14 protein-coding genes are annotated in these 13,067 nt (G+C 64.3%); 7 read left to right on the top strand and 7 right to left on the bottom strand.

The window, feature by feature from the left end; genetic code table 11:
- Positions 1–66 precede the first annotated feature (66 nt).
- Positions 67–1,740, top strand: a complete 1,674-nt coding sequence (locus ACFSX5_RS00815; protein ID WP_386830860.1) for a ribonuclease J — start codon at positions 67–69, stop codon at positions 1,738–1,740.
- A gap of 79 nt (positions 1,741–1,819) precedes the next feature.
- Positions 1,820–2,068, top strand: coding sequence for a DUF1467 family protein (locus ACFSX5_RS00810; protein ID WP_386830858.1), 249 nt, complete (start codon positions 1,820–1,822; stop codon positions 2,066–2,068).
- A gap of 1 nt (position 2,069) precedes the next feature.
- On the opposite strand, the gene ACFSX5_RS00805 is transcribed toward ACFSX5_RS00810, so the two are convergent.
- Positions 2,070–2,390, bottom strand: coding sequence for an MmcQ/YjbR family DNA-binding protein (locus ACFSX5_RS00805; protein ID WP_386830856.1), 321 nt, complete (start codon positions 2,388–2,390; stop codon positions 2,070–2,072).
- Positions 2,391–2,712: 322 nt separating this feature from the next.
- On the opposite strand from ACFSX5_RS00805, the gene proS reads away from it, so the two are divergent.
- From proS to ACFSX5_RS00790, 3 genes are read left to right on the top strand one after another with little or no spacing between them, the layout of a single operon-like run.
- Entirely contained in the window at positions 2,713–4,062 is a 1,350-nt protein-coding gene (gene proS, locus ACFSX5_RS00800) for a proline--tRNA ligase (RefSeq protein ID WP_386830854.1), read from the top strand.
- Positions 4,063–4,121: 59 nt separating this feature from the next.
- A complete protein-coding gene (locus tag ACFSX5_RS00795; RefSeq protein ID WP_386835540.1) occupies positions 4,122–5,429 on the top strand; it encodes an ABC transporter permease in 1,308 nt (435 codons plus the stop codon).
- Positions 5,422–6,108, top strand: a complete 687-nt coding sequence (locus tag ACFSX5_RS00790; protein WP_386830852.1) for an ABC transporter ATP-binding protein — start codon at positions 5,422–5,424, stop codon at positions 6,106–6,108. The genes ACFSX5_RS00795 and ACFSX5_RS00790 overlap by 8 nt, the downstream gene beginning before the upstream one ends.
- A 129-nt stretch (positions 6,109–6,237) precedes the next feature.
- Here the strand turns inward: ACFSX5_RS00790 and ACFSX5_RS00785 are convergent, their stop codons facing one another.
- The 6 genes from ACFSX5_RS00785 to ACFSX5_RS00760 all read right to left on the bottom strand — a co-directional run bounded on the left by ACFSX5_RS00785 (position 6,238) and on the right by ACFSX5_RS00760 (position 11,156).
- Positions 6,238–6,654 (bottom strand): HIT family protein, encoded by a 417-nt coding sequence (locus tag ACFSX5_RS00785; protein WP_386830850.1) that lies wholly within the window; start codon positions 6,652–6,654, stop codon positions 6,238–6,240.
- Positions 6,651–7,784 carry a hypothetical protein gene (locus ACFSX5_RS00780; protein ID WP_386830849.1) on the bottom strand — a complete coding sequence of 378 codons (1,134 nt, stop codon included), beginning with the start codon at positions 7,782–7,784 and terminating at the stop codon, positions 6,651–6,653. Before ACFSX5_RS00780 ends, ACFSX5_RS00785 begins: the two co-directional genes overlap by 4 nt.
- A 45-nt stretch (positions 7,785–7,829) precedes the next feature.
- A complete protein-coding gene (locus ACFSX5_RS00775; RefSeq protein WP_386830848.1) occupies positions 7,830–8,990 on the bottom strand; it encodes a GNAT family N-acetyltransferase in 1,161 nt (386 codons plus the stop codon).
- Positions 8,991–9,103: 113 nt separating this feature from the next.
- A complete protein-coding gene (locus ACFSX5_RS00770) occupies positions 9,104–9,565 on the bottom strand; it encodes a RidA family protein (protein ID WP_386830846.1) in 462 nt (153 codons plus the stop codon).
- On the bottom strand, positions 9,562–10,875 hold the full coding sequence (locus tag ACFSX5_RS00765; protein ID WP_386830845.1) for a DNA polymerase IV: 1,314 nt from the start codon (positions 10,873–10,875) through the stop codon (positions 9,562–9,564). Before ACFSX5_RS00765 ends, ACFSX5_RS00770 begins: the two co-directional genes overlap by 4 nt.
- A complete protein-coding gene (locus ACFSX5_RS00760; RefSeq protein ID WP_386830843.1) occupies positions 10,872–11,156 on the bottom strand; it encodes a DUF3572 family protein in 285 nt (94 codons plus the stop codon). Before ACFSX5_RS00760 ends, ACFSX5_RS00765 begins: the two co-directional genes overlap by 4 nt.
- 99 nt (positions 11,157–11,255) lie before the next feature.
- Here ACFSX5_RS00760 and ACFSX5_RS00755 point away from each other — a divergent pair, with 99 nt between their 5' ends.
- Both ACFSX5_RS00755 and ACFSX5_RS00750 read left to right on the top strand, forming a co-directional pair.
- Positions 11,256–11,627: a response regulator gene (locus tag ACFSX5_RS00755; protein ID WP_386830841.1), complete on the top strand. Its 372-nt coding sequence runs from the start codon at positions 11,256–11,258 to the stop codon at positions 11,625–11,627.
- Between the two features lie 68 nt (positions 11,628–11,695).
- A complete protein-coding gene (locus ACFSX5_RS00750; protein ID WP_386830839.1) occupies positions 11,696–13,066 on the top strand; it encodes a PleD family two-component system response regulator in 1,371 nt (456 codons plus the stop codon).
- The last annotated feature ends 1 nt before the right edge of the window (position 13,067 follow it).

Genomic DNA, 13,067 nt, shown 5'->3' with positions numbered 1-13,067 from the left:
AACACTTACGTCCGCGACCGGCGACCGATGATCGCCCGGCGTGACGTCATGAAAGAAAGAAGACCCATGGCCAAGAACCAAAGGGATGAACTCGTTTTCGTGCCGCTCGGCGGCGTTGGCGAGATCGGCATGAACATGGGCGCTTATGGCTTCGGGCCGGAGCGCTCCCGCAAGTGGATCGTGGTGGATTGCGGCGTCACCTTCGGCGGGCCGAGCCTGCCCGGAATCGAGCTGATCATGCCGAACCCCGAGTTCCTGGAAGAGAACGCCGATGACGTTCTGGCGCTGATCCTCACCCACAGCCACGAGGACCACTACGGGGCCGTGCTGGATCTTTGGCCCGGATTCGAACTGCCGGTCTATGCCACGCCTTTCACCGCGGCGATGCTGGCGGCGAAGCGGGCAGGGGATGGCATTGTCGACAATGTGGACGTGACCATCATGCAGCCCGGCAAGGCTTTCGAGGTCGGTCCGTTCACGGTCGAACCGATCAACGTGGCGCACTCCATTCCGGAATCGAACGCCCTGCTGATCACCACGCCGGTGGGGCGGGTGCTGCATACCGGCGACTGGAAGCTCGATCCTACCCCCGTCGCCAACGCTCCGACGGATATCGCTCGCCTGCAGCGTATCGGCGAAGACACCAGCGTGCCCCTGGCGCTGATCTGCGACTCGACCAATGCCGTCAAGGATGGCGAGAGCCCGAGCGAGGCCGACGTTGCTGTCACCCTGGAGAAGCTGATCGCGGAGGCACCGCACCGCGTGGCCGTGACCACCTTCGCGTCCAATGTGGGCCGGGTCATCTCCATCGTTCGCGCTGCCGAGAAGGCCGGGCGCCAGGTGGTGATGTCGGGTCGGTCGCTGCACAGGATCATGGGCATTGCCAAGGAACTCGGCATGCTCGAGGGCCTTCCGCCACTGCTCGACCAGGATGCCTATAAGAGCATTCCGCGGGACAAGTGCGTGCTGATCTGCACCGGCTCGCAAGGTGAGGCGCGGGCGGCAATTGCCCGCATTGCGCGGGGCGAGCACCCGGTGATCGAGCTGAACGCCGGCGACCGCATGATCTTCTCGTCCTGGGCCATTCCCGGCAACGAGCGCGAAGTCATCGATATCCAGAACCGCCTTATCGACAAGGGCATCGAGATCATCACCCGCGACGACGGGCTGGTGCATGTCACAGGCCACCCGCGCCGGGGAGAACTGCGCAAGCTCTACGAGTGGGTGAAGCCGCAGGTGCTGGTGCCGGTTCATGGCGAAGCAACGCACCTGCAGGCACACGCCCGACTGGGGCGCGAAGCTGGCATCCCGAATGTCTGTGAAGCGCGCAATGGCGACATGGTGCGCCTTTTCCCGGAGGCAATGACCTTCCCGGCAGAGGTGCGCGTCGGCGAGCTCTATCTCGACGGGTTGGTGCTCTGCACGCCCGAGGAGTCAGGCGTGAAGGACCGCCGCCGGCTGTCGTTCGGCGGCCATGTGGTGGTCAGCCTCTGCGTCAACAGCAATGGCCAGGTTGTCTCGAAGCCTCAGTATGTGATCGAGGGCCTGCCCGAAACCGAGGACGAGTCGGTCACCGAGCTTGTCGGGGATGCAGTGAACGGAGTGCTCAAGTCGATGCCGCCAAAGCGGCGGGCCGACCCTGAGGCGCTGAACTCCGCCATCTTCAAGGCGGTGCGGAACGAGGTGAACGCCTATTGGGGCCGCAAGCCCAACGTGTCCGTCTTCGTCCATCGCACCTGAGTGATCAGGTGCGTCGGTTCGCGCCCTTTGCTCGCATGACGGCGGCGGCTATTCTGCCGCCGTCCAGAGGGGTCCGCTAATGCTGCAGTTCGGCTCTTACGTCGCGATCTTCTTCGTCGTGTGGTGGTTGTGCTTCGTCGCCGTGCTTCCCATTCGGGCGCGGAGCCAGATCGAAGCTGGTTCCATCGTGGCCGGCACCGAGCCCGCCGCGCCCGTGTTGCCGCGGTTGTGGATGCGCCTCGGCATTGCCACGGCTCTCGCAGTTGTCTGCACCGGGCTGCTCCTGTGGGCGCTCAGCAACGAGACCCTGCTGCGGTACTGGAGCTGAACTAGCGGCGTTTGACTGCTGCGCCGTTTCCGTGGGCCATTTCGAGCGCGGCCCGTAACTCCTCATCGCTGGCGGCGTCCAACGTGATGGTTGTCCAGCCCTGCTTACCCCAGGCATTGGGCACCGGGCTGAACACCTCAGGCGCCAACTGGCACTTGAACTCCTGCTCATCCGGGGTGAACACCAGGTTGGCGGTGCGGCCGTCGGCGGCCAGCGTGGCGTAGGTACGCCTGACCTTGAAGGCCGTCCGGTCGAAGTGAGGGGCCTCGGTTGTGCCGGGCAGCGAAAGAGCTATGCGTCTGAGGTCTGTCGCTGTTGCCACCGCTTCTCCTCCCTCATGGCCTTCTCGACGTTCTCATCCACACAACAAAAAAAGCGGGGCCATGGCGGCCCCGCTAGCAAAGTTGTTCGACAATACGTTGGTCTTAGGCGCGCTACAAAGCGGCTGCCAACGCTCCTCCCTTGACGTTGTCGACGTCCGGCGGTTGTGGACCGCCTTTGCTTTATTGGCAGGGACCGTAGCAACTTGGATTAAGCCTGTCACGCAGATTCTGCATGTCTTCCATGCTTGCAACGGATGGACGAACAGGGTTTGAGTGGGCATCAACACAAGCCTTGAGTCCAGCCGCCCAACGGGGGTTTCCATGCGTCTATCCCGCTATTTCCTGCCCGTGCTGCGGGACGTCCCCAAGGAAGCCGAAATCGTCTCGCACCGGCTGATGCTGCGTGCCGGCATGATCCGGCAGCAGGCCTCGGGCCTCTATTCCTGGCTGCCGCTCGGCTACAAGGTGCTGATGAAGGTGCAGCGCATCATCGAAGAGGAGCAGAACCGCTCCGGCGCGATCGAATTGCTGATGCCCACCATCCAGTCCGCCGATCTCTGGCGCGAGTCCGGCCGCTACGAGGCCTATGGCAAGGAGATGCTGCGCATCGAGGACCGGCACGAGCGCGAATTCCTCTATGGCCCCACCAACGAGGAGATGATCACCGACATCTTCCGGGCCTATGTGAAGTCCTACAAGGATCTGCCGCTCAACCTCTACCATATCCAGTGGAAGTTCCGCGACGAGGTGCGGCCGCGCTTCGGCACCATGCGTTCCCGCGAATTCCTGATGAAGGACGCCTATTCCTTCGACCTCGATAAGGATCGCGCGGTCGAGGCCTACGAGCGCATGTTCGTCGCCTATCTGCGCACCTATGCGCGGATGGGGCTGACGGCGATCCCGATGCGGGCCGACACCGGGCCGATCGGCGGCGATCTCAGCCACGAATTCATTATCCTGGCAGACACCGGCGAGAGCGCCGTGTTCTGCCACCGGGATCTGCTGGACAAGCCGATTCCCTCCAAGGACCTCGACTTCCGCGGCAATCTCAAGCCGATCATCGAGGACTGGACTTCGCTCTATGCCGCGACCGAGGAGATGGTGGACGAGGCCGCGTTCGAAGCCGCCGTCCCGGAGGACAAGCGGGTTTCCGCCCGCGGCATCGAAGTCGGCCATATTTTCTACTTCGGCACGAAGTATTCCGAGCCGATGAAGGCCAGCGTGACCGGGCCGGACGGCAAGGAAGTGACCGTGCATATGGGCTCCTACGGCATCGGGCTGACGCGCGTGGTGCCGGCGATCATCGAGGCGAGCCATGACGAGGCCGGTATCATCTGGCCGGTTTCAGTGGCGCCGTTCGAGGTGGAACTGATCAACCTCAAGGCCGGCGATGCCGACACGGATGCAGCCTGCGACAAGCTCTATGGCGAGCTGGCGGCTGCCGGGCTCGACGTGTTGTTCGACGACCGCGACCAGCCGGCCGGGGCGAAGTTCGCCACTGCCGATCTGATCGGGGTGCCGTACCAGTTGATCCTCGGGCCCCGCGGGCTCAAGTCCGGTGAAGCCGAGATCAAGCATCGCAAGAGCGGTGAGCGTGAAACCCTGCCGCTGGCCCAGGCCGTCGAGCGGCTCAAGGGGCTCATCGAACCGCAGAGGAATGCCCACATTTGACCGACACGTCGCCGCCGGCACTCAACAAGGGCACGCGCCCGTTCTCGCGGTTCGAGTGGATGGTGGCCGGCCGGTACCTGCGCGCTCGCCGCAAGGAAGCGTTCATCTCGGTGATCGCCTCGCTGACCATGGTGGGCGTCGCCATCGGCGTGGCGACGCTGATCGTCGTCATGTCGGTGATGAACGGCTTTCGCGCCGAGCTCCTGACCAAGATCCTCGGGCTCAACGGCCATTTCACCGCCATCCCGATCGAGAGCAAGTTCTCGGACTATGCGGAGACGGTCCGCGTCCTCGAAGAGGTGGATGGCGTGAGCTTTGCCGTCTATTTCGTCGAGGGGCAGGCGCTCGCTTCGGGGCAGGGGAACTCAACCGGTGTCACCGTCCGCGGCATGGACGAGGAGAACATCCAGAAGCTGAACCTGCTCCATCAGGCGGCGGAGCAGGGCGGCTGGGATGGATGGGATGAAAGCCGCGGCATCGCCATCGGCTGGCGCCTGGCGCAGACGCTGGGGGTGACGCTGGGGGATCAGGTGACGATCATCAATCCGAACGGGTCGATGACGCCGTTCGGGACGGCGCCGCAGATCAAGTCCTATCCGGTGAACGTGATCTTCGATCTCGGCATGGTCGAGTTCGACAGCTTCTTCATGTACATGCCGCTCGAGGCGGCGCAGGACTATTTCAAGCTGGTGGACGAGGTGCTGAAGCCGGGCATGGGGCCGCTCGACCCGCTGGCGACGGACGAGGAGATCGATGCCGCCTATGAGCGGATCGGGCTCGCCTCGGCAGCCGAGGTGTTCATCGACAACCCTGATGCGGTGACGCTGATGCGGCAGCGGATCGAGCAGATTCCGGATATGCGGCCCATGGTGCTGACCGACTGGCGGCAGCGCAACGAGACGTTCTTTTCGGCGCTGCAGGTGGAGCGGGTGGTGATGTTCACGATCCTCTCCATGATCATCCTGGTGGCGGCGTTCAACATCATCGCCAGCCTCATCATGCTGGTGAAGGACAAGAGCGCCGATATCGCGGTGCTGCGCACCATGGGGGCGACGCGCGGGGCGATCATGCGGATATTCTCGATCACCGGCACGGCGGTTGGCGTGATCGGCACGCTGACCGGGCTGGTGCTGGGGCTGATCGTGGCGGCCAATGCCGAGTCGCTGCGGGCGTTCGTGTCGAATACGCTGGGGGTGGCGGTGTTTCCGCCGGAGGTGTTCTTCCTCTCCTCGCTGCCGTCCAAGACCGACCCGGTGGAGGTTGCCGTGGTGGTGAGCGTGGCGCTGGGGCTGAGTTTCCTCGCAACGCTCTATCCCGCCTGGCGGGCGGCGCAATACGACCCGGTGGAGGCGCTGCGCTATGAGTGAGCCGCTGCTGGTCCTCAGGGACGTTCATCGCCACTACGGCACCGGCGACACTACCGTGCGCGTGCTCGAGGCGGCCAATCTCAGCGTCAATGGCGGGGAGTTGGTGGCCCTGGTGGCGCCGTCGGGTGCGGGCAAGTCGACGCTGCTGCACCTGTCGGGCCTGCTGGAGAGCCCGCAGTCGGGCGAGGTCGAGATCATGGGGATCAAGACCAGCAAGCTCGGCGATCGGGGCCGCACGCAGCTGCGGCGCTCGACGGTGGGCTATGTCTACCAGTTCCACCACCTGCTGCCGGAGTTCACCGCGCTCGAGAACGTCTCGATGCCGCAGATGATCGCGGGCAAGTCGCCGGACGAGGCGAAAGGGCGCTCGATGGAGTTGCTCGACCTGCTCGGCATTGCGGCCCGCGCCAGCCACCGGCCGGCGGAACTGTCGGGTGGCGAGCAGCAGCGGGTGGCAATTGCGCGGGCGGCGGCCAACCATCCCAAGGTCATCCTGGCCGACGAGCCGACGGGCAATCTCGACCCGGAAACCAGCGACATCGTCTTCGAGGCGCTGCAGTCGCTGATCCGCGTCGAAGGGGCGGCTGCCCTGATCGCCACGCACAATCACGAGCTGGCGCGGCGGGCGAACCGGATCGTGACGCTGCGCGGCGGCCTGGTGGTGGATCACCAGCTATAGCGCGGCAACCTTATCGCAGCGGTTGAGGTTCTTCCTTCGCGAGGAGACCCGAAAATGACGCTGCTGATGATCGCCGGCACCATGGTGGTGCTCGGCGTACTCACCGCAACTTTTCACCGCGCCTAGGCTCTAGAGAGCTGCGGCGATTGCTTTCGCGAGGTCGGCGAGTTCTGCGTCATCGGCCCGGCTGCTGGCGTGTGCACCCAGTTCCGCGCCATCATAGACCGGGATCAGGTGGAAGTGCAGGTGGAACACCGTCTGCCCGGCCGGAGCCTCGTTGAACTGTGCCAGGCGGAGACCATCCGCGCCGGTGACGCTCTTGAGAGCAACGGCCACCCGCTGCACCAGCGGCATAACGGCGGACAGTGCCGCGGGGTCGGCGTCCAGCAGGTTGCGAGAGGCGGCCTTGGGGATCACCAGCGTGTGGCCGCGCGACTGGGGGAAGATGTCCATCATCACCAGCGCGACGTCGTCCTCGTAGACCGTGTGGCAGGGCAGTTCGCCGGCGAGGATCTTGGCGAAGATGTTGCTGGGATCATAGCTCATGGAGTTACGCTCACTGGCTTGAAGTCGTCGGGTTGGCCCTTCTGGAAATAGCGGAAGCGGAAATAGTTCAAAACCGCAAGCCCCGTCAGCGTAACCGGCACATAGCGGAAGCCGCGGCGGATCAGTGAGAGGGTGATCCGCACCGCCGTATCGGCGCTCATGGCGCCCTTGCCCATCGCCGAGGTGAAGGAAGACGGCACGATGTGACGATAGATCAGGTCGTCCGAACGGTAGAACTCCCGCGCCTTGAGGGCGTAGGCGCGCTTGGAGGCGGAGTAGTCCTTCAGGTCATCGAGCCCCATGTCGCCATGGAACTCGACTTCGGAACCAACGGCCCAAACTTCGGGAGCCGTTAGTCGGGTCTTGCCCATGTCGGTGAAGAGTTCGATCAGGTCGCGGAAGGTCGTGTAGTTGGCGTTCCAGCAATCCCCGGTCTTGGCGCCGTGCGCCAGCACCAGAACATCAGCGTTTTCGAGCTTCTGGCGGATGCCTTCATAGTCACCGGGAGCAAAGTCGACGCCGGACTTGGCGGTCTCGACAAGGGCGCCGGCCCGCTTCAGGCGGTCGACCATGGCGCTACCGAAGGCACCACCCGCGCCAGTCACTACGAAGCGCCGCCCTTCGATCTGGCAGCCGGTGCCGAAGACCAGGTCGAAGGCATTGGAGAAGGAGGAGAAGAAGCTGTTGGGGTAGACGTGGTGCATGGCGTGGTAGTTGTTGTCCACCCACAGCCGACCCTGCTGTCCGCCGACGCGGTCCATGGCCATGTGGTTGAAGTCGATGCCTTCCTCGCGCAGCGTCAGCACGAGCATGACGGTGCGGATGACCGCTACCAGTGCCACGGGTTCCCACGGGAAAACGAACAGGAAGACCAGCGTGCCGAGCATGGACGTCAGGTACTCGGGCAGCACGTGAAACCAGATATTGGCTTTCACGTAGGCCGGGTTCACCTGCATATCCATGCCGAGGAACTTGTGGTGAACCCAGTGCCAGGACGAGAACCGGCGGAGCAGCGGGTTGGACGACTTTTCCCAGCGGTGCAGGGCCCAGTGCAGCGCGTCGAAGAGGGCAGTGGAGACCACGAACACGACGGCGGCCTGGACGACGAAAATGAAGATTCCCCAGATCATGATTCCTCATAACCTGCGATGACGGTGGGGGAAAGCGAGGATGGCCTACTGCTTCCGTTCGCCGCGGCGGAACGGTGTATAAGTCTCCAGAACCTCCTGGGACTCGAGGACGGCTTCGCGCTCATGCTCGAGATGGTCGGCTACGGCGCGGCGGAGGCTGGGGTGGGCAATCCAGTGCGTGGAGTGGGTCGAGACGGGTACATAACCGCGCGCGAGCTTGTGCTCGCCCTGGGCGCCGGCTTCCACCACCGCCAGCTTGTGGGCGATGGCGAAATCGATGGCCTGGTAGTAGCAGACCTCGAAGTGGAGGAAGGGCACATTCCTGGTGGCGCCCCAGTTCCGGCCGTAGAGGCGGTTGCGGCCGATGAAGTTGATGGCACCGGCGATCGGCTCCTGGCCGTCATAGGCGAGGATCAGCAGCGTGCGGTCGGCCATGGTCTCGCCGATGCGGGAGAAGAACTCGCGGTTGAGATAGGGGCGGCCCCATTTGCGGGCGCCGGTGTCCTCGTAGAATTCGTAGAACGCGTCCCAGTGCTCCTCACGGATGTCACTGCCGGTCAGCCAGCGGATCGTCACGCCGTCGGCGAGGGCATCCCGCCGCTCGCGCCGGATAGTCTTGCGCTTGCGCGACGACAGGCTGTCGAGGAAGCCATCGAAGCTCGTGAAATCCTCGTTCAGCCAATGGAACTGGGTGTCGAGGCGGTGGAGCCAACCAAGGGACTCCATGGCCGCTGCCTCTTCGTCAGGCACGAAGGTGGCGTGGACCGATGAGGCGTCGCGCTGGACTGCCAGTTGTTGGGCGGCGGAGAGCAGGGCAGGGGCGGCTTCGGGCGTCCCGAGAAGTTTCGGTGCCGTTGCCGGGGTGAATGGGACGGAACACTGGAGTTTCGGGTAGTAGCTGCCGCCGGCGCGTTCGAAGGCGTTGGCCCAACCGTGGTCGAACACATACTCGCCCATGGAGTGGGACTTGAGGAACAGCGGCATGAGGCCCACCGGACTGCCGGCCTCGTCGGACACCAGGATGTGCTGCGGCTGCCAGCCGGTGCGAGCGGTGGCGCAGCCCGACTGCTCGAGCGCCAGGAAGAAGGCGTGGTCCAGGAACGGGTTGTCCGGCCGTCCATCGGTGGAGGGGACAAGACTGTTCCAGGTGGCGGCCGGGATGTCGGCCGTCGCCGGATAGACGGTTGCGGTGAAGCCGCTGGACAAGATCGGGATCGGAGCCTTCGAGGACACTCAGGGCGATATGGGGCCGGCGGGCACCCGCTTCAACACTGGACCCAAAGGCACCGGCTGTCACCGGGCGCTTTGCGCCGGTCCAGTCACATCACGTCGATGACGGCGTCGATCTCGACGGCCGCACCAAGCGGCAGGGCGACCACGCCAAAAGCGGCACGAGCATGCTTGCCCTTGTCGCCGAGCACACCAACGAGCAGGTTGGATGCACCGTTGGCGACGAGGTGCTGCTCGGTGAAATCGGGAGCGGAGGCGACGAGAACGGTGAGCTTCAGCACCTGCTTGATCTCGGTAAGTGGAACGCCTGCGGAATGAACCACTTGCGACAGGATGTTGATCGCTGCGAGTTCGGCCGCGTTGCCACCCTGCTGCACGTTCATGGTGTCGCCGAGCCGACCACCGACGACACCGTTCTCGCCGCTGGAAATCTGACCGGAAACATAGAGCAAATTGCCCGACCGGGTGACGGGAACGTAGCTCGCGACCGGTGCCTTGGGCATCGGCAGCTCGTAGCCGTACTCACGCAGCTTATCGATCGGGTTGGTCATCGCATCTTGCCTTCTATGTTGTCATCGTCCGCCGGTTGTTCCGGCTTAGGAGCGTAGAGTTTGCCGCGAACTACGGCCTCGCGACCGAACCGGGAGCGCACACGGTCCATGGCCCGCTCGGCAGCGGCGCGGCGAGCAACTGCCGGCTCCAGCAAATCGACAGGGTCCTGCCCATCAGACTCTTCCAGTCCCGACAGGCCGATGCCGATAAGCCGATAAGCGGTGCCGTCGACCTCGCGCTCCAGCAGGCTACGGCCGGTCTCGTAGAGCACGCCGGCGAGCTGTGTCGGCATCATCAGGTGGCGGGCGCGGGTGCGCAAGCGAAAACCGGCCGATTTGAGCTTGAGCGTGACGGTGTCGCCCACCAGCCCTTTGGCCTTCACCCGCTCCGACAGGCGCTCCGCCAGTTTGAGCAGTTCCCGAGACAGCGTGTCGAGATCACTGATGTCACTGTTGAAAGTGGTCTCCGAGGAAATCGTCTTCATCTCGCCATCGACGGAGACCGGCCTGGTATCCTGCCCACGCGCGAGCCGCGACAGGCGCGCACCGGATTCACCGTAGCGCCGGATGAGGTTGACCGGATCTTCGGCCTGCAGCTGGCCGATGGTGACGAAGCCGTCCCGCCGCAGGGTCTCGGCGAAAACCTTGCCGACGCCGTAGATAAGGCTGATGGGCTTAGGGGCGAGGAAGTCGACCGTTTCAGCGGTGCCGATGACGGCGAAACCCCGGGGCTTGTCGAGATCGGAGGCGATCTTGGCGAGGAACTTGTTGTGGCTGAGCCCGACCGAGGCGGTGACGCCAAGTTCGGTCTCTACCCGTCGCGCGAAGCGCGCCAGCACCAGGGCCGGCGGGGCGCGGTGAAGGGCTTCTGTCCCGCGCAGATCGAGGAAGGCCTCGTCGATCGACAGCGGTTCCACCAGCGGGGTTAGTTCGTCCATCATGCGTCGAATCTGGCGGCTGACCTCGGCATATTTGGCCATGTTCGGCTTGATGATCACCGCGTTGGGGCAGAGTTCGCGCGCCTTGAACATCGGCATGGCCGAGCGCACTCCGGACTGGCGCGCGATGTAGCAGCAGGTGGAAACGACACCACGGACGCCGCCGCCGATGATCAGCGGCTTGTCGCGCAGGCTCGGATCGTCCCGCTTCTCGACCGAGGCGTAGAAGGCGTCACAGTCCACATGGGCGATGCCAAGCGCGAACAGCTCCTGATGCCCGAAGAGTCGTGGCGAGCCGCATTGGCTGCACCGCCTCGGCAGGGCGGCAGCGGTTCCACTGGTCAGGCAATCGCGGCAGAGCCAGCCGGTCACGACCACTCCGAGCGGTTCTGTTGATGCCAGACCTGCATGAACTGCTCGGGGGTGATGCCGGCATTGGCACACAGGGCGAGCAGAATCGGTTCGTTTGCGGCAAAATAGTCTATGAGCCCGTGCTGCAGGTCGGGGGTGCCGACCGATCGGCGCAGGGCTTCGGGATCGAGGCCGGCCACCTGCATGAAGGCCATGAGTTCTTCCGGGTGTTCCGCCAGGAAGCTCAGGCAGGAGTCGGCGAGGTCGGAAACCCGGGGATTTGCTGAATCGGAACGGGGCACTGCCGGCTCGTTTTGACGTTTCGTAAGAGATTGCATGCTAGCTGAAGCGGGTCGCAAAGCGAAGCGGCACCAGCGCCCCAGAGGCGCGAGGAAGGATCGATGCCCAAGACCGTCATGATCGTTGAGGACAACGAGCTCAACATGAAGCTCTTCAACGATCTGCTTGAATCACGGGGATATTCCGTAATCCAGACCCGCAATGGAATGGAGGCGCTCGATCTTGCGCGCGCCCATCATCCCGACCTGATCCTGATGGATATCCAGCTACCGGAAGTGTCGGGGCTGGTCGTCACCAAGTGGCTCAAGGATGACGAGGAACTGGCGCATATCCCGGTGATTGCCGTCACGGCGTTCGCCATGAAAGGCGACGAGGAGCGAATCCTGCAGGGCGGATGCGAGGGCTACATCAGCAAGCCGATCTCCGTGCCTCACTTTCTGGAAACCATTGCCCGCTACATTGGCCCTGCTTGACCGTGCGCGGCGGGCCGCCCGCCTGGGCCGGCTGATCTGCCGCGACCACCGTTTGCCAGGGCCAGCCAGTGACAGCGCGCGTTCTCATCGTCGACGACATCCCAACCAATGTCCGTCTGCTCGAGGCCCGGCTCGCCGCCGAATACTATGATGTCGTGACGGCCAGTTCTGGCGCGGAGGCGCTGGACATCTGCGCCACCCAGCATGTCGACATCGTGCTGCTCGACGTGATGATGCCGGTGATGGACGGGTTCGAGGTGTGCCGCCGGCTCAAGGCGGACCCGCGCACCCATCACATTCCGGTGCTGATGATCACGGCGCTGGACCAGCCCTCGGACCGGGTGCGGGGCCTGGAGGTGGGCGCCGACGAATTCCTCTCGAAGCCCGTCGACGACATGCAGTTGATGGCGCGGGTGAAAAGTCTCGTCCGGCTGAAGTCGCTCACCGACGAGTTGCGGTCGCGGGCGCTCACGGGTCAGCAGATCGCCGTCGAAGACGCCATTCGGGCGATGGACAGCATCTCGGCGGAAGCAGGTTCGATCCTCCTCATCGACAGCGACGCCCGTCATGCCGAGCGCATCAAGCAGTATCTCACGGCGGAACACCGCGTGGATATACTGACCCAACCTGCTGATGCCGTTTTCCAAGTTGCCGGTGCGCAGTACGAACTGGCGCTGGTGGCGATGGATCTCGTGGACTTCGATCCGCTGCGGGTGTGCTCGCAAATCCGGACGCTGGAGCACACGCGGTCGCTGCCGATCATCCTGATTGCCGACGAGACCGACAAGCCGCGCGTGGTGCGGGCGCTGGACCTCGGCATCAACGATTTCATCATGCGGCCGATCGAGCGCAACGAGCTTGCCGCGCGCGTGCGCACGCAGATCCGCCGGCAGCGCTATGCGCTGGAGCTGCGCCAAAGTGTCAATAATACCATGGCTTTGGCGGTCACGGACGAACTGACCGGGCTCTACAACCGGCGCTATTTCGACCGCCACATGCATGTGATGCTGGGCAAGGCGCACTCGCAGGACCGGCGGCTGGCGCTGATGATGCTCGACATGGACCACTTCAAGGCGGTGAACGACGGCTATGGCCACGACGCCGGCGACATGGTGCTCAAGGAGTTCTCGGCGCGGCTGAAACGCAACATCCGCGGGGTGGACCTGGCCTGTCGGTTCGGCGGCGAGGAGTTCGTGGTGCTGATGCCCGATACCGACCAGAATCAGGCCGAAGCCGTGGCTGAGCGGGTACGGCAGGCGGTGGCGGAGCGGGCGTTCGAGGTACCGGGCGGGCGGGCCTTGCGGATCACGGTGTCAGCGGGGGTGGCGCTGCGCGAGAGCGCGGCGGATACGGCGGAAACGCTGATCAAGCGGGCGGATGTGGCGCTCTACCGGGCCAAGCGCGAGGGGCGAAACCGGGTCGTGTTCGACGCTGCCTGAG

It is taken from the genome of Devosia albogilva, from assembly GCF_042685625.1.
GTDB lineage: Bacteria > Pseudomonadota > Alphaproteobacteria > Rhizobiales > Devosiaceae > Devosia > Devosia albogilva.
Note: the sequence above shows the minus strand (reverse complement) of the source record. Positions and strands in the feature narration are given on the sequence as shown.